Raw genomic sequence first — 19,526 nt, 5'->3', positions numbered from 1 at the left:
GACATGAAGACACCCGAGCAGTGCAGCGGCCTGGACGACGTCCGCTGCGGTATCGACGCCATGGACCAGCAGATCATCCAGGCCCTGGGCCGGCGCCTGGCCTACGTCAAGGCGGCGGCGCAGTTCAAGCCGACCGAGGACAGCATTGCCGCCCCGGAGCGGGTTGCGGCGATGCTCCCGCAACGTCGGCAATGGGCCGAGCAGGCGAGCCTGGACCCGATGTTCGTGGTGCCGCTGTTTGCCCAGATCATCCACTGGAACATTGCCCAGCAAGTGCGCCACTGGCGCCGTCAGCACGGGCTGGATCAAGGAGCCCAAGATGAGTGAATCCTGCCTGTCCGGCTTGACCCGGGCCCTGCGCAAGGGCGAATCCCTGGCCCGACGCAGGGGGCGGGCGGTGCTGGTGGTGTACAGCCTGGCCGCCGAGCGCCTGGAGCCGCTGCGGCTGTTTGCCGCCAACCGCCAGGTGTTCGGCCAGAGCCTGTTCTGGTCCAGCGACCAGGGCGCCCTGGCCCTGGCCGGGTTCGGCTGCACCGAAGAAATCAGCCCGCCGGCCGCCGAGCGTTTTGCCGCCAGTACCCAGGCCTGGCGCCAGTTGCTGCTGCAGGCCCATCAGGTCGGGCCCAAGCGGGCCTACCTGTGCGGCGGCTTTGCCTTCGACCCCCAGGGCCCGCGCAGTGCCCAGTGGCAGTCGTTCGCCGCCACGTCCCTGGTGCTGCCGCGGATCCTGCTGCTGCGCGAAGGCGAGCAGCAGCACTGGCTGTTCAGCCTGTGGATCGAGCCCGGCGCCGACGTGGCCCAGTGCGCCGGTGCCCTGGAGGCGGAGTGGGCCCTGTTGCAGGCGCGCTATACCCACGCCCCCTTGGCACAGATGCCCGTTGGCACCCAGGCCGAGGACGACACCCAGGCAGCCGACCGCTGGCAGGACTGCGTGGCCCGAGCCATCGCGCGGATCCAGGGCGGCGAGCTGAGCAAGGTAGTACTGGCCCGGGAAGTCTGCCTGCGGGCGAGCCGCAGCATTCCTTGCGGGCCGCTGCTGGAAAACCTCAGGGCGGCCTATCCCCAGGCCTTCCTGTTCGCCTTCAGCCGTGGCGACAGCTGCTTTCTCGGTGCCACGCCGGAACGCTTGGTGCGCCTGGCCCGCGGCACCCTCAACACCGTGGCCCTGGCCGGCACCTGCGCGCGCGGCCAGCATGAGCAGCAGGACGCGGAACTGGGCCAGGCCCTGATGGACAGCGCCAAGGACCGCCATGAACACGCCCTGGTGGTGCAGACCCTGCGCGAAGCCCTGCAGCCCTACTGCGCGATGCTGGAGATTCCCCCGCAGCCGCAATTGCACCGCCTGGCCCACGTCCAGCACCTGCTGACCCCGGTGCTGGGGCGGTTGCGGCCCCAGGTCGATCTGCTGCAAGTGGTGGATGCCCTGCACCCGACCCCGGCGGTGGGCGGCCTGCCTCGGGGCAAGGCCCTGGGCTATATCCGCGAGCATGAGCAACTGGACCGTGGCTGGTACGCCGCCCCGGTGGGCTGGCTGAACGCCGAGGGCGATGGCGAGTTTGCCGTGGCCCTGCGCTCGGCCTTGATTCGCGGCAACCAGGCGCACCTGTTTGCCGGCTGCGGCATCGTCGGCGAGTCGGACCCTGCGAGCGAATACCAGGAAACCTGCCTGAAGTTGCGCACCATCGGCGAAGCCCTGCGCCCGCAACCGGCCGCCACCTACGAAAAGCTCGGCCTCTCCCTGTAGGAGCCGGCTTGCCGGCGAACCGCGCAGCGGCCAGTTGGCGCGGTTCGTGGCGAAGGAATGCGACGCTCTTGCGGGCCTCTTCACTGGCAAGCCAGCTCCTACGGATGAGCGGGTGTGCACCCGTAGGAGCCGGCTTGCCGGCGAGCCGCGCAGCGGCCAGTTGGCGCGGTTCATGGCGAAGGAATGCACCAGGGCGTTGATGGCCTGACCGGAGCCCTTGCCCGCCAGGCTCAGGCGCGGCGGTACGTAGTCGTCCTTCAGGCCATGGACCACCCGCAGCGGCATGCCGATTTCGCGGATGGTGTCGATGGCGTATCGTTGCGCCTCCCTCCCTTCGAGCTCCCTGGCGAGTACCCATGAAATTCGACGTGTTGACCGACATCCTGCTAAAGCTCGAAAACGCCTTCAACGACCCTGGCGAGAACCTTGTGCGGCGCATCGACGCCTGCATCGCCGAGGTGGCCCAGTTGGCCGACCCGGCCAGCATTGGCCCGCTGTTGTCGTTGCTCGACGATGAGGCCGAATATGACGAGGTGATGTTTTCGCTGATTCACGCCGCCGAGCATTTCGATGATGCTGTGTATGTGCCGGCGTTGCTGGCGGCGCTGCCCGGCTTGCAGGAACACAGCCCGAGGTGGGCGCAGACGCTTTTCATGCGGGTGCTCAACAGCGAGCCCGCGCGCCTGGAGATGGTCCGTGCCTTGCGCGAAGCGGCGCCTGCGGTCAAGGCGGCGGCCCTGGAGTTGGCCGATTCGATCAATCAGCAGTCTCCGGCATTCCTGGCCAAGACCGTGGTGGTCATGGTGGCGGCTCAGCCGGCTGCGTGAGGGACGTCTAGGGACAGGTTTTTTGCAGGTGCCGCGGGCCCATTCGCTGGCAAGCCAGCTCCTATACAAGCCAGCTTCAGCTGGTGGGGGCGGCGGTGGGGGGCGGGCCGGCGAATTTTTGGCTGGGTTTGGCACGCAGCAGGGCGTTGATGGCCTGGCCGTAGTCCTTGCCCGCCAGGCTCATGCTGTTGTTGTGGGTGCCGCCGGGCACCAGCAGCAGTTTCTTCGGCTCCAGGGCGGCCTGGAACAATTCCTTGCTCAGGCGCGGCGGCACGTAGTCGTCCTTCAGGCCGTGCACCACCAGCAGCGGCATGCCGATCTCGCGGATCTTGTCGATGGAGTCGAACTTCTGCGACATCACCCAGCGCACCGGCAGGGAGGTCTTGGTCACCGCCGCGGCAGCGTCGGCCAGGGTAGTGAAGGTGGATTCGACGATCAGCCCGCGAGCGGCGGTCGGCGCCTTGGCGCTGGCGGCCTGGCGCCCCAGTTCGGCGGCCAGGTCGATGGCCACCGCGCCACCCAGGGAATGGCCGTAGATCAGGCGCTTGCTGGCGTCGGGCTGCAAGACCTTGAGCCGCTCCCAGGCGATGCGCGCGTCTTCATACACGCTGCTTTCCGAGGGCAGGTCGCCGTGGCTCTGGCCAAAGCCGCGGTAGTCGATGGCCAGCACCGAGTAACCCAGGGCGTGCAGCTGCTCGATGCGAAACAGCTGGCCAGTGAGGTTCCAGCGGACCCCGTGCAGGTAGAGGATCGCCGGGGCATCGGCGCGTTGTGCCGGCCACCACCAGGCGTGGATGTTCTGCCCGGCCTTGAAGCTTTTCGGCTTGAGTTCGAATTCCTGCACCGTGCTCGGCAGGCCGCGATACCAACCAGCGGTGCCGGGCTCGATGCGAAACACCAGTTGGCGTTCCTTGTGTTCGAGCACCGCGCAGCTCACCGGCAGGCCGACCACCAGCGCGGCCATGCACAGCAGGGAAAACCAGCGACGGCGCAGGCGCTGGGGCAGGGTTGGGGACATGGAAGGCTTCACCGCAGGACAGTCGAAAACGCGTTTTAACAGATGTGCCGCGACGGCTGCAGGAATTTCGGCGCAACGGTCGGCGGCAAGGGTTAGCAAATGCTACAGAGAGGGTCGGCAAGCGCCGTGGCCACCCGCTGCCGGGGCGGGCCACGACGGTGGGGCTTTAGAAGTTCCAGCGAGTGCTGAGCATCACATTCCGCGGGTCGCCGTAGTACGACGAGTTGTAGAAGCCGATATTGGTGAAGTACTTCTTGTCGAACAGGTTGTTGACGTTGAGGGTGGCCGAGACGTTCTCGGTGATCTGGTAGCGGGCCATCAGGTCCACCAGCCAGTAAGGGTCCTGGGCGAATTTTTCCTCGGTGCCCTTGCCGTAGTTGCTGAGTATCTTCCAGCCAGTGCCCTGCCAGCGCACGCCGCTGCCCAGGGTCAGCTTGTCGAGGCTGCCGGTCAGCTTGTAGCTGGTATAGAGGTTGACCTGATCTTCCGGTTCCCAGGTGGAGACCTTGGCCCCGCTCTGGTCGCGAATGATCTTGTGGGTGTAACCGGCCTGCAGTTGCCAGCCGGGAGCGAGCTCTCCGGAGACTTCCGCTTCATAACCCTTGGCCTTGGACTTGATGCCCTTGGACGCATAGTCCAGCCCGGGGGTGGTGGGGTTGGCGTTGTAGGCCAGGTCATCCACTGGCCGGTTTTCTTCATGCACCTCGAAGTAGGCCAGGCTGGAGTTCAGGCGACCGTCGAAGAACTCGCCCTTGAGGCCCACCTCGTAGTTGGTGCCTTCGTCGGGCTTGAGCACCTTGTCGTTGCGGTCGCGGTAGTCGTCCTGGGGCAGGTAGATCTCGGTGTAGCTGGCATAGACGGAGAAGTTCTGGTCGAGGTCGTAGACCACCCCAGCATAGGGAATGACCTTGCCGGTGTCCTTGGTCCGGCTGGTACCGCTGACCTCGTAGTTGTTGATCCGGCTGCCGAGCAGCAACGAAAGATCATCGTTGAGGCTAAAGCGCGCAGTCATGTAGCCGGCGCTCTGGCGGGTGGTCTCGTCGTTCTTCTTGGTCATGCTGCCCCAATCGGGCTTGGGGCTGTGCCCGTCCCAGTTGAAGTAGTCGTAGAAATTGTCGTGATTGGTGGCGCTGGTGAAGTCCCGGCCTTTCCAGTGCGAGTTGGAGATCGATGCACCGACCACCAACTGATGCTCGCGCCCCAGCAGGTCGAAGGGGCCCGTGGCGTAGAGGTCACCGCTGTCGCTGACGGTTTCGCCGGTGTACTTGCGGGTCAGCAGCGAGGCGATGCCGGTCTCGGCATTGGGCGACATCAGCGAACCCAAGGGCGCGTTGTAGCCATTGATCTGGTGGTTGTATTGGGCCTTGGCCACCCAGCCGTTGGCGAAGCTGTGCTCCAGGGTGCTGAACACGGTGCGGGTGTATTGCGACCAGCGGCTCCAGCTCGCGCCGTTGTTGTAGGAGCGCGAGGTGCTGATGGCGTTGCCCTTGGAGTCGTACAGCGAACTGCTGCCCGACCAGCTGGAACCCTTGGGGTCGTTGTCCTGATAGTCGGCGCCGACGGTCAGCAGGGTGTCCGGTGACAGGTCGAACTCGAGGATGCCGTAGTAGACGCTGGTCTGGCGCTGGTAGTGGTCAAGGAAGGATTTCTTGTCCTGATAGGCGGCGACCATCCGCCCGCGGACATTGCCGCTGTCGGTCAGGGGGCCGCTGACATCGACCTGCGAACGGTAGTTGTCCCAGGAACCGGCCCCCAGGTCGATGTGCCCGGCGAATTCGGCAGTGGGTTTCTTGCGCACCATGTTGATGGTGCCGCCGGGGCCACCGGCACCGGTGAGCAGGCCGGTGGCACCCTTGAGTATTTCCACGCGGTCGTAGATCACCGTGTCGGTGAGGGTGTGGCCCGAGGAGTACTGTGCGTCCTGCAGGATCGGAATCCCGTCGTACTGGAAGTTCTGAATGGCAAAACCGCGGGAGTAGTAGCTGGTGCGGTCACTGTCGTAGGTGGCCACGGTGATGCCTGGGGTATGGCGCATCACCTCGTCGATGGAGTTGAGGCCAAAGTCATCCATGGCCTGGCGGGTCACCACCGAGATCGACTGCGGGGTTTCCCGCGGTGTCAGCACTAGCCGGGTGGCGGTGGCGATGGTGCCCGGCGTGTAGGAGCCGCTGCCTTCGGTGACGGTGCCCAGCTGGTTGGTGGTGACCGTGGTTGCTCCCAGCTCGACCCGTTCACCGCCGACGGCCTGTATTACCCGATAGCCCGCGCCCTCGGCCACGGCTTGCAGGCCCAGGGGTTTGAGCAGGCGCTGCAGGCCTTCGGCCACGCTGAAGCGGCCATTGAGGCCGGTGCTGCGCTTACCGGCGCTGAGGTTGGCGTCGATGGCGATCATGCTTGCCGATTGCTGGCCGAAGATGCCCAGCACCTGGTCCAGGTTGCCCGGGGCGATGGCGTAGTCGCGCTGCTGGTGGTCGGTCACGGCGGCGCCGGCTTCCGTGGCCAGCAGCGGCAGGCTGGTGCTGGCGATGGACAGGCCGATGATGACCGGGCGCAAGGTCGCGGCAAGGGGCGTAAGGCGAATGTGCATAAGGAAAATCCGTGGGTTGGGAAGGGATGGCGCTGAGCTGTTTTCCAGCTTCTTCCCTGGTCTTGATGCACGAGATTGAAAAAACTGCCGCCGCCCTGAAAAAAACAGGAAAACAATCAGGCAGCGTCCACGGAGGCCCAGTACCCCATTACCCGCCGGATGCGAATCGGCAGGGTCCTGGCCAGCAAATCGAGGCTGGCGTCCGGCTGGTCCAGGGAGAACGAGCCGGAAACCCGCAACCCGGCGACTTCGGCGGAGCAGCGCAGCAGGCCGGGGCGATAGCGGTCGAGTTCGGCGATCACCTCGCCCAGGGGGCGACGCTCGGCGATCAGCAGGCCCTGGGTCCAGGCATTGGCCGTGGTGGGCACGGCGGCCAGGGCGCTGATCCGCTGTTGGGCGATATCCACTTGCTGGCCCGGGTCCAGGCTTAGCGCAGGGGCATGGGCGGTGCTCACCGAGCCGCTGCCGGCGAGCAGTTGTACCCGGGTGCCGTTGATGCCCGGCAAGCCGACGCTGAGGATCAACTGCGAGCGCGGGGCGAGCTGGATGTGCCCATCGGTGGTGGTGACCTGCACGGGCGCGGCGTTGCCCAGGGTCAGCAACAGGCGGCCGCTGTTGAGCCGCAGTTGCAGGCCCTGGGGGCTGGCCTTCTGGTCGAGGCTGGTGCGGGTGTCCAGTTGCAGGCTGGCGCCAGCGGCCAGTTGCAGCTGGCGGCGCTCGCCGGTGCTGGTGTGGTAGTCGCTGAACAGCTGCGGCAACAGCAACCCTTCGCGCACGCTCCAGCTGCTGGCGGCCACCACGCCCAGGCCGACGATGCCCTTGAGCAGGGTGCGCCGCCCGGGGTGGCTGCGAGCCTGCAGTAGTTGCCGGGCGTGGGGCGCGGGCAGGCTGCGGGTGCTGTCGCGCAGGTCCTGGCCGATGCCGGCCAGGCGCTGCCAGGCCAGCTCATGCTGCGGGTCGGCCCGGCGCCAGGCCAGGCAGGCGGCCTGCTGCTCGGGGAGGCTGATGCCCGATTGCAGCAGCACCAGCCACTCCAGGGCCTGGTCCAGTACCTGCTGCTCCACGGCGCCCTGATCGTCCACTGGCTGGAAGGCGTTCATCCCGGGTACACCGCCGCGTAGCAGTGGCGGTAGGCCTTGAGCATGGCTTTCTGCACCACGTTGACCGAGAGCTGCAGGCGTTGGGCAATTTGCGGGTAGGTCAGGCCTTCGAGCTGGGACAGCAGAAACACCTCGCGCACCCGGCTGCCCAGGCCGTCCAGCACCTGGCCCACGGCGTCCAGGGCCTCAAGCACCAGCAGCCGGGTTTCCGGCGAGGGCTGGTACTGCGGCTCCAGCTGCGCCAGGGTTTCCAGGTAGGCGCGCTCCAGGGCCTGGCGCCGGAAATACTGCCCGCACAGGCGGCTGGCCACGGTGTTGAGGTAGGCCCGGGGTTCGCGCAGTACCGGCAGTCGCTCGCTGCGCAAGATGCGCACAAAGGTGTCCTGTGCCAGGTCCATGGCCTGGTCCTGGTTGCCGAGCTTGCGTCGCAGCAGTTGCACCACCCAGTTGTGATGCTGGAGGTAGAGCTCGCCCACGGCGTGCTGTAGCGAAGGGTTGGGCACCATCGATAAGGGTTCCGAGGTCGAGGTGGGTGAAATGGGCGTTTATGGTAATGCTTCTCATTAGTGAGTGCTTGAGTTTTTATTGCCGTTCACCAGGGCTGACTGCCACTCGGAAAAGTGAGCAGGGTTGCGGTTTAATTGGTTGCAAGGTACAACTAAATGCCTCACTTGCGAGGTCACGCCCATGCCGAGTTCATCCGCTTCCCTTATCCCATCACTGCGCCAGGCCTCCCGGCAGATGGTCCGCGAGCTGGGCTTCATGCAGGCCACCCTGGCCGCCACCGACTACCCGCCCTCGGCGGTGCACGCACTGCTGGAGATCGGCCAGGGCAATGCCCTGACCGCCGGTGACCTGGTGACCCTGCTGGGCCTGGAGAAATCCAGCGTCAGCCGCCTGGTGCGCAAGCTGGTGGACGCCGGCGAGATCAGCGAGCAGGCCCATGACCAGGACGCCCGCTCCAAGAAGCTGCAGCTCAGCGCCCGGGGGCGCCAGACCCTGGCCGGCATCGACCGTTTCGCCCAGGCCCAGGTGGCCGCGGCCCTGGCCCACCTGAGCCCGGCACAGCAGCGCAGCGCCTGTGCGGGCATCGCCGACTACGCCCGGGCATTGCGTGCGGTGCGGCTGGGAGACGTGCCCGAGCCGCCCGAGCGCTGCTCCATCGCCCGTGGCTACCGGCCCGGAGTGATTGGCCGCATCGCCGAAATGCACGCCCGTTACTACGCGGATCTGGCGGGTTTCGGCCAGCCTTTCGAAAGCCTGGTGGCGCGGGACATGGCCGAATTGATGGGGCGTTTGCACAACCCGCGCAATGAAGTCTGGGTGGCGCTGCAGGGGGAACGGATTGTCGGTTCCATCGCCATTGATGGGGAGGGCGAGGGCGGCGAGGCGCTCCTGCGTTGCTTCATTCTCGATGAGGCCGCCCGCGGCCAGGGGCTGGGCCGGCGGCTGCTGGTCGAGGCCCTGGGCTTTTGTGACCAGTGGAGTTTTGCCGCTACCCGGCTGTGGACCTTCAAGGGCCTGGATGCGGCGCGCGCGTTGTATGAGGAACAGGGCTTTGTGCTGGTGCAGGAGCAAGAGGGCGAGCAATGGGGCGCGCCAGTGACCGAGCAGTGTTTTGTGCGAGCAAGGGTGGCGCAGCGCGACACCATCCGCTGAGCGCTGTAGCCGCTGCTGAGCCTGCGAAGCTGCGCAAAGGCCCGCAGGGCCTTGCCTGGCGGTCCCGAGCCGAGCCTGTGGCGGCCCTGAAAACCTGCGTCTGCTGCGTCGGAATGCCGCCCAAGCCGTTCGCAGCCTTGTGCAGCGGCTACAGATAGCCGGTACTGGTGGTAGGGTTAGCCCCCTGATGATTATCGATCTGTGGAGAAGCATCCCATGCAAGCCATCAAGCTCAGCCTGCCGGCATCCCTGGACAACCTGAAGCGCGTGGAGCTGGCAGACCCCGGCCAGCCCGGCGCCGGGCAGATCCGCGTGCGTATCCATGCCTGTTCCTTGAACTTCCACGATTACGCCGTGGTGACCGGCGCGCTGCCTACCGCCGACGGGCGGATTCCCATGGCCGATGGCGCCGGGGTCGTGGAAGCGGTGGGCGAGGGCGTCAGCGAGTTCGAGGTGGGCGATGCGGTGGTGTCCTGCTTCTTTCCCCATTGGCACGATGGCGGCCCGGCGATCGCCGATTTCAGCACCACTCCGGGCGATGGCGTCGACGGTTACGCCCGTGAAGTGGTGATCCAGCCCAGCCACTGGTTCACCCATGCGCCCAAGGGCTACAGCCATGCCGAGGCGGCGACCCTGACCACCGCCGGCCTGACTGCCTGGCGCGCACTGGTGGTGGACGGCGCGCTCAAGGCCGGGGAAACCGTGCTGGTGCTGGGCACCGGCGGGGTGTCGATCTTCGCCCTGCAACTGGCCAAGGCCATGGGCGCCACGGTGATCGCCACCTCCTCCTCGGACGCCAAGCTGGCCAAGGTGCGCGAGCTGGGGGCCGACCATACCCTCAACTATCGCACCCACCCCGAGTGGGGTGCTGAAGTGCTCAAGCTCACCGGCGGTCGCGGCGTCGATCACGTGGTGGAAGTCGGTGGCCCGGGCACCTTGCCGCAGTCGATCAACGCGTGCCGCATTGGCGGGCACATCGCCCTGATCGGCGTGCTCACCGGCTGGGCCGGACCGGTGCCGACGGCGGCGCTGATGGCCAGGCAACAGCGCCTGCAGGGGCTGATCGTCGGCAGCCGCCAGCAGCAGATCGAAATGGTCCGGGGCCTGGAAGCCACCGGCATCAAGCCGATCATCGACAGCACCTTCCCCCTGGCCGAGATCGCCAAGGCCTTCGCCCATGAAGCCTCGGGCGCGCACCTGGGGAAAATCTGCCTGACGTTCTGAGGCGTTGATCGCGGCGACACCCGGGTTGGACTCGGGGTTGCCGCAGCCCAGGTGTGGCGTTGGCCCGCATTGCCGCCTCGGCTCAATGCGCCGGCTTGAGCTCAGGCGTGGCGTTGGCCCGGGCGATGACAGTGAGGATCGACAGCGCAGCGATGACCAGCCCTGGGGACGTGGCCAGCAGCACGCCCGCAGTGCCGGCGCCGGCGGCGAGGATCTGCCCGGCGGCCAGGGGCCCGGCCACCGAGCCCAGGCGGCCGATGGCCACGGCAGCGCCGACGCCGGTGGCACGCACCGCGGTCGGGTAGGCGGGCGGCGCCAGGGCATAGAGCACCAATTGTGCGGCCATCACGAACAGCCCGGCAGCAAAACCGGCCACGGTCATGGGAACAATGCCCACGGACAGCCCGACCCCGGCCAGCGCCGCCAGCAACCCGGCGTACACGAACAGCACCACCTTGATCCCGTTGCAGCGATCCAGCAGCAGGCCGCCGAGCAGCGAGCCAAGGGCGCCGCCTATGTTGAACAGCATCTGCACCAGCCCCGCCTGGGGTTTGCTAAAGCCTTGCTCGAGCAGCAGTGACGGCAGCCAGTTGAGCAGCATGTACATCACGGTCAGGGTGAAGAAATAACTCAGCCACAAGGCCAGTGTGGTGCGCCCGCGACCTTCGCCGAACAGCGCCTGGGTCGTGGAGGCACGGCGGGTGCCGGCACTGGTAGTGTGTTGGCGAAAGGCGCTGGATTCCGGCAGCAGCCAGGCCATCAGCGGCACCACCAGCAGTGGTACCAGGCCGCCGATGATAAAAGTGGTCTGCCAATGTTCGCTGGAGAACATCGCCACCACCGCTGCCAGCGCGCCGCCCAGGGGCACGCCGCAGTACATGACGCTGATGGCCGTCCCCCGGCGACGTTCACTCACCGCTTCGGCGCAGAGGGCGATCAGGTTGGGCAGCGCCGCGCCCAGGCCGAGGCCGGTCATGAAGCGCACCAGCAGCAGGCTCGAATAACTCTCGACGTAGGCCGTGCATAGCGAGAACAGGCCGAACAGCAGCACCGCGCCGACCAGGATCTTCTTGCGCCCGATACGGTCGGCGACCCAGCCGCCGAAGAACGCCCCGGGCAGCAGGCCGATGATCCCGACGCTGAACACCCAGCCCATCATCTTCGGGTCCAGGGCGAAGCTCTGGCGCAATCCGGCAGCGGCGGTGCCGGCCGCTTGCAGATCGAACCCCTCGATCAGCGCAACGATAAAACACAAAGCGATGGTCAGCGTCGAACGACGCGATGGACTGTCCATGGGCAAACCTCATTGTTGTTTTTGTTGTGGTGACCAGCCGGACGCCGAGCCTGAATGCGCCGGCGCTGGTGGCTGGTGATTAAGATAACAAAGATAACTAAAAAATGAATAGCGCCTTAATTTCGGACAATAAATGCAAATAATGTGATTTAAATCAGATAGATAAACTGACACTGAGGATTTTTTTAAAAAATAGATAATAATATTAATGTTCGATTATCGGTCGTTTGTGATTGACGTAAGGCTTGGGCTGTTTCCATTCTCTGTCCGCGACGTCGGCTGCCAGGCCCTCGCTCGACACCTAAAACAACAACAAAAAATGGACATCGGACATGCCAAATATCCCCACCAACGCCGTTGCTGCGGCGTCAGCTTCCTGTGTGCCCAGTCGCCCCACGCGGCTGGCTCTGGCCTTGCTGGGCTTGAGCCTGTTGCCTGGCCCACTCTGGGCGGCGGGTTTTATCGACGACAGCCACGGCACCCTGACCCTGCGCAATTACTACCTGGATCGCGACTACAAGGACGATGGGGCGAAGACCGCCGCGCGGGAATGGGCGCAGGGTTTCATCATGAACATGGAGTCGGGGTTCACCGAGGGCAGCGTCGGTTTCGGCCTGGATGTGCGCGGGCTGCTGGGGGTCAAGCTCGATTCCTCGCCGGACCGCAGCGGCACCGAACTGCTGCCGGTGTCGGCCAGCGACAAGCGCGCCGCCGATGAATACTCGCGGCTGGCGCCCACCGCCAAACTGCGCTTTGCCCAGACCACGGTGAAGACCGGCGATGTCTCGATCTTCCTGCCGTTTGCCTTTGCCAGCCCGTCGCGCCTGCTGCCGCAGACCTTTCGTGGCACCACCCTGAGTTCCAGGGATATCGACGGCCTGACCCTCAACACCGGCTACATCGACCGCATCAACAAGCGCGACTCCACTGACTACCAGGCCATGACCATTGCCTCGCCCAACCGGCGTTTCAATGCCACGGCCAGCACCTCGCACCTGGCGTACCTGGGGGGCGACTACCAGGTCAACAAGGACCTCAGCCTGCGCGCCTATCACGCGCAGGTGGCCGACCTCTACCAGCAGGACACTCTGGCCCTGCTGCACAACCTGCCCCTGGGCGATGGCGTGCTGAGCAGCGACCTGCGCAGTTTTTTCAGCCGGGAAGACGGCAGTGCCAAGGCCGGCCGGGTCGACAACCGCAACCTCTCGGCGCTGTTTGGCTACAAGTTCGGCGGGCACCGGGTGAGCCTGGGCTACATGCATTCCAGCGGCGACACGGCCACGCCCTACATCTCCGGCACCGAGTTGATGGGCATGAGCGAGCTGACCATGAGTTCGGACTTTCTCAATGCCAAGGAGCGCACCTGGCAAGCCATCTACGACTATGACTTTGCCGCCGCCGGTGTGCCCGGGCTCAAGAGTCGGCTGCGTTACGTGCGTGGCGGCAATATCGAGCTGTCGGCGTTCAATGCCAGTGAGCGCAAGGAGCGCGAGTTTCAAATGGAGTTGGGGTACGTGCTGCAGAGCGGCCCGTTGAAGAACCTCGGGCTGGTGGCGCGCAAGTCGATCTATCGCAATGATTTCCCGGCGGGCGCAGCGTTCCGCGATGAAAACCAGACCCGCTTCCTGGTGCTCTACACCTTGCCGATCTGGTAGGCCCGCAAGCGCCTTGCTGCGTCAGCGTGCCGGCCCTGTGCCGGCACCTTGGGTTCAGTCCTGGTACACCTTCTTCAGCAGGCGCAGCAGCTCTTCGCGCTCCCCGGCGCTCAAGGCCGAGGTGGCGTCGACGTCGCTTTGCGCGGCGATCTGCTTGAGCTCCTTGAGCAGGGTTTCGCCGGTCTTGCTCAGAAAAATCCCGTAAGAGCGCTTGTCCGGCTTGCAGCGCACCCGCACCGCCAGCGCGCGGCTTTCCAGTTTATTGAGCAGGGGCACCACTTGCGGCGGCTCGATGGCCAGGGCGCGAGCCAGGTCGGCCTGCATCAGCCCCGGGTTGCTGTCGATGATCGCCAGGGCCGAGAACTGCGCGGGGCGCAGGTCGTGGGCCGAGAGCCGGCCGATCAGGTTCTGGAACAGCTTGAGTTGGGCGCGACGCATGGCGTAGCCAATCAGTTCGTCCAGTGCCGAATCCAGCGGCGCCTGTACCTCGGCGTTGGCGGGTGGGGCCTCGCGCGGGTCGGCGAGGGGAGCGGGCTTGGCCATGACAAAAACATCCTGGGTCGGTTAACAAGGCTATCCAGTTTGCCGGGGTCAGCCGCTGATAGCTACGTTTGCCTGTGTTTGCAGGCGTTGCAGAAGGATTTTTCCAGGGCGAAGGAAAATGGTTAATCATATTAATAGTTAATTGACATAACTAATTCTGCGGTTTAATTTCGACCCATCTTCAAACCAGAACAAGAGAGCATCGCCATGAGCAACTACGAAGGTCGCTGGACAACGGTCAAGGTCGAAATCGAAGAAGGCATTGCCTGGGTCATTCTCAATCGCCCGGAAAAACGCAACGCCATGAGCCCGACCCTGAACCGGGAAATGATCGACGTGCTGGAAACCCTGGAGCAGGACCCGGCCGCCGGCGTGCTGGTGCTGACCGGCGCCGGCGAGGCCTGGACCGCCGGCATGGACCTCAAGGAATACTTCCGCGAGGTGGATGCCGGGCCGGAGATCCTTCAGGAAAAAATCCGCCGCGAAGCCTCCCAGTGGCAGTGGAAACTGCTGCGCATGTACGCCAAGCCGACCATCGCCATGGTCAACGGCTGGTGCTTCGGCGGCGGCTTCAGCCCGCTGGTGGCGTGCGATCTGGCGATCTGCGCCGACGAGGCGACCTTCGGCCTCTCGGAAATCAACTGGGGCATCCCGCCGGGTAACCTGGTGAGCAAGGCCATGGCCGACACCGTCGGTCACCGCCAGTCGCTGTACTACATCATGACCGGCAAGACTTTCGGCGGGCAGAAAGCTGCAGAAATGGGCCTGGTCAACGACAGCGTGCCCCTGGCGCAACTGCGTGAAGTCACGATCGAGCTGGCGCGCAACCTGCTGGAGAAAAACCCGGTGGTGCTGCGTGCCGCCAAGCATGGCTTCAAGCGTTGCCGCGAGCTGACCTGGGAGCAGAACGAAGACTACCTGTACGCCAAGCTCGATCAGTCGCGCCTTTTGGACACCGAAGGCGGCCGCGAGCAGGGCATGAAGCAGTTCCTCGACGACAAGAGCATCAAGCCCGGCCTGCAGGCGTATAAACGCTGAGCCCGGCCGGCGAACGGCGGGCGCATCCCGCTGTTCGCCATGCCCCTGGTATTACTGTTGCACCGCTGCGCTGTATTCCCGACAAAGACAACAAGAGGAATCACCATGCTGGACGTGCCCCTGCTGATTGGTGGCCAGTCGCGCCCCGCCGGCGACGGTCGAACCTTCGAACGCCGCAACCCGGTGACCGGCGCTGTGGTTTCGCGCGTGGCCGCCGCGACCCTGGACGATGCCGACGCCGCCGTGGCCGCGGCCCAGGCCGCATTCCCCGCCTGGGCGGCCCTGGCCCCCAACGAACGCCGCAGCCGTCTGCTCAGGGCCGCCGAGCAATTGCAGGCCCGCAGCGGCGAATTCATTGCCGCCGCTGGCGAGACCGGGGCCATGGCCAACTGGTACGGCTTCAACGTGCGCCTGGCGGCCAACATGCTGCGTGAAGCGGCATCGATGACCACCCAGATCACCGGTGAAGTCATCCCTTCGGATGTCCCCGGCAGTTTCGCCATGGCCCTGCGCCAACCCTGCGGCGTGGTGCTGGGCATCGCGCCATGGAACGCCCCGGTGATTCTCGCCACCCGGGCCATCGCCATGCCCCTGGCCTGCGGCAACAGCGTGGTGCTCAAGGCGTCCGAACTGAGCCCGGCGGCTCATCGCCTGATCGGCCAGGTGCTGCAGGACGCCGGCCTGGGCGATGGCGTGGTCAACGTCATCAGCAATGCCCCGGCCGATGCCGCGGCGATTGTCGAGCGCCTGATCGCCAACCCGGCGGTGCGCCGGGTCAACTTCACCGGTTCGACCCATGTCGGGCGGATTGTCGGCGAGCTTGCGGCGCGCCACCTCAAGCCGGCCCTGCTGGAGCTGGGCGGCAAGGCGCCGCTGCTGGTGCTGGACGACGCCGACCTGGATGCGGCTGTCGCGGCCGCGGCGTTTGGCGCCTACTTCAACCAGGGGCAGATCTGCATGTCCACCGAGCGCCTGATCGTCGATGCCAAGGTGGCCGATGCCTTCGTCGCCAAGCTGGCGGCCAAGGTCGAGAGCCTGCGTGCCGGCGACCCGGCGGCCGCGGACTCGGTGCTCGGTTCGCTGGTGGATGCCAGCGCTGGCACGCGCATCCGGGCGCTGATCGACGATGCCCTGGAGCAGGGCGCGCGGCGGGTGGTCGGCGGGCAACTGGACGGCAGCATTCTGCAGCCGACCCTGCTCGACGGCGTCACCGACGCCATGCGCCTGTACCGCGAGGAGTCCTTCGGCCCGGTGGCGGTGGTATTGCGCGGCAGCGGTGATGAAGAACTGTTGCGCTTGGCCAACGATTCCGAGTTCGGCCTGTCGGCGGCGATTTTCAGCCGCGACACCGGGCGGGCCCTGGCCCTGGCGCAACGGGTCGAGTCGGGTATCTGCCATATCAACGGGCCCACCGTGCATGACGAGGCGCAGATGCCGTTTGGCGGCGTCAAGTCCAGCGGCTACGGCAGTTTTGGCGCCAAGGCCTCGATCGAACACTTCACCCAATTGCGCTGGGTCACCTTGCAGAACGGCCCGCGGCACTACCCGATCTGATCCGTCGCCACGGGCGCGGTGCCTTGAGCACGCGGCCCGTGTGCAGGCCAGGCATAACAATAACAAGGCCGCAGCCACCGGCTGCCACGCTTGCCAGCCGTCGCCCTGCGTGCGCGGCGCAGGCGTGCCTTGATGGAGGACATGTACGTGAGTTGCCAATTCAGAGCGCCATCCCCACCCGTGGCCGAGCCGCCGCGTTACCGTCAGGTGTCCATTGGCCGGCCGGCGGTTGCCGTCAGTGAAGAGCAGGGCGTGTTGCATATGCGTTCCCTGGAACCTCTGGCGCCCTTGCCGCAGCGCTTGCTCGATCGTCTGTTGCACTGGGCCCGGGTGCGTCCCGAGCAGACCTTCATCGCCGCCCGCGAGGACGGCGGCGACTGGCGCCGGGTCAGCTATGGGCAGATGCTCGACAGCGTGCGCGCCATCGCCCAGGGCCTGCTCGGCTACGGTTTGTCGGCCGACAAGCCGCTGGCGCTGCTCTCGGGCAATGACATCGAACACCTGCAACTGGCCCTGGGCGCGATGTACGCCGGGATTCCCTATTGTCCGGTGTCGCCGGCCTATTCGCTGCTGTCCCAGGACTTTGCCAAGCTGCGCCACGTCTGCGACCTGTTGCAGCCGGGGCTGGTGTTTGTCAGCGATGCTGGCGCCTACCAGCGGGCCATCGACGCGGTGCTGCCACCCGAGACGCCGCTGATCTGCGTGCGCGGCCAGGTGCCGGGGCGACGCCAGGCGAGCTTCGCCAGCCTGCTGGCCGAGCCCGGTGCTGCCGAGGCCGATGCGGCCTTTGCCGCCACCGGCCCGGACAGCATCGCCAAGTTTCTCTTCACCTCGGGCTCGACCAAGCTGCCCAAGGCGGTGATCACCACCCAGCGCATGCTCTGCGCCAACCAGCAGATGCTGTTGCAGACCTTCCCGGTGTTCGGTGAAGAGCCGCCGGTGCTGGTGGACTGGCTGCCCTGGAACCACACCTTCGGTGGCAGCCATAACGTCGGCATCGTGCTCTACAACGGCGGCAGTTTTTATCTGGACGATGGCAAGCCCACGGCCCAGGGCTTTGCCGAAACCTTGCGTAACCTCAAGGAGATTTCGCCCACCGCCTACCTGACCGTGCCCAAGGGCTGGGAGGAGCTGGTCAATGCCCTGGAGCAGGATGCCGAGCTGCGCGAGTGTTTTTTCAAGCGCATGAGCCTGTTCTTCTTCGCCGCCGCCGGGCTTTCGCAAAGTGTTTGGGACCGCCTGGACCGGGTCGCCGAGCAGCATTGCGGCGAACGTATCCGCATGATGGCCGGGCTCGGCATGACCGAGGCCGCGCCGTCTTGCACCTTCACCACCGGGCCGCTGTCGATGGCCGGTTACATCGGCCTGCCGGCGCCGGGTTGCGAGGTGCGCCTGGTGCCGGTGGACGGCAAGCTCGAAGGGCGTTTTCGCGGGCCGCACATCATGCCCGGCTACTGGCGCGCGGCGCAGCAGACCGCCGAGGTGTTCGATGCCCTGGGCTTCTACTGCTCGGGGGATGCGCTCAAGCTCGCCGACCCCCACGACCCGCAGATGGGGCTGATGTTCGACGGGCGCATCGCCGAGGATTTCAAGTTGTCGTCCGGGGTGTTTGTCAGCGTTGGCCCGCTGCGCAATCGCGCGGTGCTCGAAGGCTCGCCTTATGTCCAGGACCTGGTGGTGGCCGCACCGGACCGCGAGTGCCTGGGCGCCCTGGTGTTCCCACGGCTGTATGAATGCCGGCGGCTGGCGGGGCTGGCCGCCGAGGCCAGCGACGCCCAGGTGCTGGCCAGCGCGCCGGTGCGCCAGTGGTTCGGCGACTGGTTGCAGCGCCTGAATCGCGAGGCCAGCGGCAATGCCAGCCGCCTGGAGTGGATCGCCCTGCAGGTAGAGCCGGCGTCCATCGACCGCGGGGAAATCACCGACAAGGGCTCGATCAACCAGCGCGCGGTGTTGCAGTGGCGCGCCGAACAGGTCGAGGACCTGTATCGCGGCCGCGAGCCGTCGATCCTGCGCGCCGAGCCCAAGCCATGAACGGCGCCGGGCAGTACAGCGGGTTTGCCGATGTGGCGATCCTTGAGGCGTTGCGCACGCCCTGGGTCGACCTTGGCGGGGACCTGGCCGAGATCTCGCCGATCGATCTGGGGATCAAGGTCGGGCGCGAGGTACTGCTGCGCGCCGGCATCGATGCCCGGGCGGTGGACAGCGTGCTGGCCGGTTCCATGGCCCAGGCCAGTTTCGACGCCTACCTGCTGCCTCGGCACATCGGCCTGTACAGCGGTGTCGGGCAAGCGGTGCCGGCCCTGGGGGTGCAGCGCATCTGCGCCACCGGTTTCGAGCTGCTGCGCCAGGCAGCCGAGCAGGTGCGGGGCGAGGTGCAACTGGCGTTGTGCGTGGCCAGTGAATCGATGTCGCGCAACCCGATTGCCGCCTACACCCATCGCGGCGGCTTCCGCCTGGGGGCGGCGGTGCAGTTCAAGGACTTTTTATGGGAGGCACTGTACGACCCGGCGCCGGGGCTGGACATGATCGCCACCGCCGACAACCTGGCCCGGCGTTACGGCCTGACCCGCGAAGCCGTGGACGGCTATGCCTGCGCCAGCCATCAGCGGGCCCTGGCGGCCCAGCAGGCGGGCTGGTTCGCGCCGGAAATCGTCGCCGTGAGCCAGCAGACCTTCGAGCTCGACGGTTATCGACCGCGCGGCATTTGCCTGCCGCGTGGAGTCGAGACAGTCAGCCAGGACAGCCATCCGCGCCCCAGTGAGCTTTCTGCCCTGGCGCGATTGCGGACGATTCACGAAGGCGGGGTGCAGACCGCCGGCAACAGCTGCGCGGTGGTCGATGGCGCGGCGGCGGCCCTGGTTGGTCGGGCGTCGGCTTGCAGGGACAGGCCCCTGGCGCTGTTGCGGGCCAGTGCGGTGGTCGGGGTGGCGCCGGAGCTCATGGGTATCGGTCCGGCCCCGGCGATCCGCCTGCTCCTGCAGCGCAGCGGCTTGAGTCTGACGCAGATTGGCCGCCTTGAAGTCAACGAGGCCCAGGCGGCCCAGGTGCTGGCCGTAGCCCGGGAGTTGGAACTGGACAGTGATCGCCTGAATGTCCAGGGCGGCTCCCTGGCCCTGGGTCATCCCCTGGCCGCCAGCGGCCTGCGCCTGGTGCTGACCCTAGCCCGGCAACTGCGCGAGCACAACCTGCGCTACGGGATCGCCGCCGCCTGCGTGGGAGGTGGCCAGGGCATGGCGCTGTTGATCGAAAACCCGGCCTGGCGCGGCTGAGTCCGACCGGCCCG

At 66.2% G+C, this 19,526-nt stretch carries 16 protein-coding genes; 10 read left to right on the top strand and 6 right to left on the bottom strand.

Features of this window, described 5'->3' with window-relative positions; translation table 11 throughout:
- Positions 1–3 precede the first annotated feature (3 nt).
- The 3 genes from A9971_RS03855 (at position 4) to A9971_RS03845 (ending at position 2,571) form a co-directional block, all read left to right on the top strand.
- On the top strand, positions 4–327 hold the full coding sequence (locus A9971_RS03855; RefSeq protein ID WP_026020138.1) for an isochorismate lyase: 324 nt from the start codon (positions 4–6) through the stop codon (positions 325–327).
- The gene (locus A9971_RS03850) at positions 320–1,744 is read left to right on the top strand and encodes an isochorismate synthase (protein WP_072441479.1); all 1,425 of its coding nucleotides are present in this window, start codon (positions 320–322) and stop codon (positions 1,742–1,744) included. Before A9971_RS03855 ends, A9971_RS03850 begins: the two co-directional genes overlap by 8 nt.
- Positions 1,745–2,100: 356 nt before the next feature.
- Positions 2,101–2,571 (top strand): Imm30 family immunity protein, encoded by a 471-nt coding sequence (locus tag A9971_RS03845; protein WP_183001436.1) that lies wholly within the window; start codon positions 2,101–2,103, stop codon positions 2,569–2,571.
- A 76-nt stretch (positions 2,572–2,647) separates the two neighbouring features.
- Here the strand turns inward: A9971_RS03845 and A9971_RS03840 are convergent, their stop codons facing one another.
- The 4 genes from A9971_RS03840 to A9971_RS03825 all read right to left on the bottom strand — a co-directional run bounded on the left by A9971_RS03840 (position 2,648) and on the right by A9971_RS03825 (position 7,782).
- Positions 2,648–3,589, bottom strand: a complete 942-nt coding sequence (locus tag A9971_RS03840; RefSeq protein WP_072441482.1) for an alpha/beta hydrolase — start codon at positions 3,587–3,589, stop codon at positions 2,648–2,650.
- A 166-nt stretch (positions 3,590–3,755) separates the two neighbouring features.
- On the bottom strand, positions 3,756–6,176 hold the full coding sequence (locus tag A9971_RS03835) for a TonB-dependent siderophore receptor (protein ID WP_183001435.1): 2,421 nt from the start codon (positions 6,174–6,176) through the stop codon (positions 3,756–3,758).
- A 116-nt stretch (positions 6,177–6,292) separates the two neighbouring features.
- On the bottom strand, positions 6,293–7,276 hold the full coding sequence (locus tag A9971_RS03830) for a DUF4880 domain-containing protein (RefSeq protein WP_183001434.1): 984 nt from the start codon (positions 7,274–7,276) through the stop codon (positions 6,293–6,295).
- Entirely contained in the window at positions 7,273–7,782 is a 510-nt protein-coding gene (locus A9971_RS03825; protein ID WP_011061763.1) for a sigma-70 family RNA polymerase sigma factor, read from the bottom strand. Before A9971_RS03825 ends, A9971_RS03830 begins: the two co-directional genes overlap by 4 nt.
- A gap of 181 nt (positions 7,783–7,963) precedes the next feature.
- Between A9971_RS03825 and A9971_RS03820 the strand changes: the two genes are divergently transcribed.
- The gene (locus A9971_RS03820; RefSeq protein ID WP_183001433.1) at positions 7,964–8,935 is read left to right on the top strand and encodes a bifunctional helix-turn-helix transcriptional regulator/GNAT family N-acetyltransferase; all 972 of its coding nucleotides are present in this window, start codon (positions 7,964–7,966) and stop codon (positions 8,933–8,935) included.
- 216 nt (positions 8,936–9,151) lie between these two features.
- Entirely contained in the window at positions 9,152–10,159 is a 1,008-nt protein-coding gene (locus tag A9971_RS03815) for an NAD(P)-dependent alcohol dehydrogenase (protein ID WP_077934347.1), read from the top strand.
- An 82-nt stretch (positions 10,160–10,241) separates the two neighbouring features.
- Here A9971_RS03815 and mhpT read toward each other — a convergent pair whose 3' ends face one another.
- A complete protein-coding gene (gene mhpT / locus A9971_RS03810) occupies positions 10,242–11,453 on the bottom strand; it encodes a 3-(3-hydroxy-phenyl)propionate transporter MhpT (RefSeq protein ID WP_053159126.1) in 1,212 nt (403 codons plus the stop codon).
- A 332-nt stretch (positions 11,454–11,785) separates the two neighbouring features.
- On the opposite strand from mhpT, the gene A9971_RS03805 reads away from it, so the two are divergent.
- Positions 11,786–13,108: an OprD family porin gene (locus A9971_RS03805; RefSeq protein WP_183001432.1), complete on the top strand. Its 1,323-nt coding sequence runs from the start codon at positions 11,786–11,788 to the stop codon at positions 13,106–13,108.
- Positions 13,109–13,162: 54 nt separating this feature from the next.
- Here A9971_RS03805 and A9971_RS03800 read toward each other — a convergent pair whose 3' ends face one another.
- Positions 13,163–13,651 (bottom strand): MarR family winged helix-turn-helix transcriptional regulator, encoded by a 489-nt coding sequence (locus A9971_RS03800; RefSeq protein ID WP_015635949.1) that lies wholly within the window; start codon positions 13,649–13,651, stop codon positions 13,163–13,165.
- A gap of 207 nt (positions 13,652–13,858) precedes the next feature.
- Here A9971_RS03800 and A9971_RS03795 point away from each other — a divergent pair, with 207 nt between their 5' ends.
- The 4 genes from A9971_RS03795 to A9971_RS03780 all read left to right on the top strand — a co-directional run bounded on the left by A9971_RS03795 (position 13,859) and on the right by A9971_RS03780 (position 19,512).
- Positions 13,859–14,689 (top strand): p-hydroxycinnamoyl CoA hydratase/lyase, encoded by an 831-nt coding sequence (locus tag A9971_RS03795; RefSeq protein ID WP_015635948.1) that lies wholly within the window; start codon positions 13,859–13,861, stop codon positions 14,687–14,689.
- 105 nt (positions 14,690–14,794) lie between these two features.
- On the top strand, positions 14,795–16,243 hold the full coding sequence (locus A9971_RS03790) for an aldehyde dehydrogenase (protein WP_077934345.1): 1,449 nt from the start codon (positions 14,795–14,797) through the stop codon (positions 16,241–16,243).
- A 147-nt stretch (positions 16,244–16,390) separates the two neighbouring features.
- Positions 16,391–18,274, top strand: coding sequence for a feruloyl-CoA synthase (locus A9971_RS03785; protein ID WP_183001431.1), 1,884 nt, complete (start codon positions 16,391–16,393; stop codon positions 18,272–18,274).
- On the top strand, positions 18,271–19,512 hold the full coding sequence (locus A9971_RS03780) for a thiolase family protein (protein ID WP_015635945.1): 1,242 nt from the start codon (positions 18,271–18,273) through the stop codon (positions 19,510–19,512). The genes A9971_RS03785 and A9971_RS03780 overlap by 4 nt, the downstream gene beginning before the upstream one ends.
- The last annotated feature ends 14 nt before the right edge of the window (positions 19,513–19,526 follow it).

The organism is Pseudomonas sp. UME65 (genome assembly GCF_014170225.1).
GTDB lineage: Bacteria > Pseudomonadota > Gammaproteobacteria > Pseudomonadales > Pseudomonadaceae > Aquipseudomonas > Aquipseudomonas protegens.
Note: the sequence above shows the minus strand (reverse complement) of the source record. Positions and strands in the feature narration are given on the sequence as shown.

Bases quoted from the DNA above. Each gene is read 5' to 3' on its own strand.
- A9971_RS03855 (WP_026020138.1), top strand. From the start codon at position 4: ATGAAGACACCCGAGCAGTGCAGCGGCCTGGACGACGTCCGCTGCGGT.
- A9971_RS03850 (WP_072441479.1), top strand. From the start codon at position 320: ATGAGTGAATCCTGCCTGTCCGGCTTGACCCGGGCCCTGCGCAAGGGC.
- A9971_RS03845 (WP_183001436.1), top strand. From the start codon at position 2,101: ATGAAATTCGACGTGTTGACCGACATCCTGCTAAAGCTCGAAAACGCC.
- A9971_RS03840 (WP_072441482.1), bottom strand. From the start codon at position 3,589: ATGTCCCCAACCCTGCCCCAGCGCCTGCGCCGTCGCTGGTTTTCCCTG.
- A9971_RS03835 (WP_183001435.1), bottom strand. From the start codon at position 6,176: ATGCACATTCGCCTTACGCCCCTTGCCGCGACCTTGCGCCCGGTCATC.
- A9971_RS03830 (WP_183001434.1), bottom strand. From the start codon at position 7,276: ATGAACGCCTTCCAGCCAGTGGACGATCAGGGCGCCGTGGAGCAGCAG.
- A9971_RS03825 (WP_011061763.1), bottom strand. From the start codon at position 7,782: ATGGTGCCCAACCCTTCGCTACAGCACGCCGTGGGCGAGCTCTACCTC.
- A9971_RS03820 (WP_183001433.1), top strand. From the start codon at position 7,964: ATGCCGAGTTCATCCGCTTCCCTTATCCCATCACTGCGCCAGGCCTCC.
- A9971_RS03815 (WP_077934347.1), top strand. From the start codon at position 9,152: ATGCAAGCCATCAAGCTCAGCCTGCCGGCATCCCTGGACAACCTGAAG.
- mhpT (WP_053159126.1), bottom strand. From the start codon at position 11,453: ATGGACAGTCCATCGCGTCGTTCGACGCTGACCATCGCTTTGTGTTTT.
- A9971_RS03805 (WP_183001432.1), top strand. From the start codon at position 11,786: ATGCCAAATATCCCCACCAACGCCGTTGCTGCGGCGTCAGCTTCCTGT.
- A9971_RS03800 (WP_015635949.1), bottom strand. From the start codon at position 13,651: ATGGCCAAGCCCGCTCCCCTCGCCGACCCGCGCGAGGCCCCACCCGCC.
- A9971_RS03795 (WP_015635948.1), top strand. From the start codon at position 13,859: ATGAGCAACTACGAAGGTCGCTGGACAACGGTCAAGGTCGAAATCGAA.
- A9971_RS03790 (WP_077934345.1), top strand. From the start codon at position 14,795: ATGCTGGACGTGCCCCTGCTGATTGGTGGCCAGTCGCGCCCCGCCGGC.
- A9971_RS03780 (WP_015635945.1), top strand. From the start codon at position 18,271: ATGAACGGCGCCGGGCAGTACAGCGGGTTTGCCGATGTGGCGATCCTT.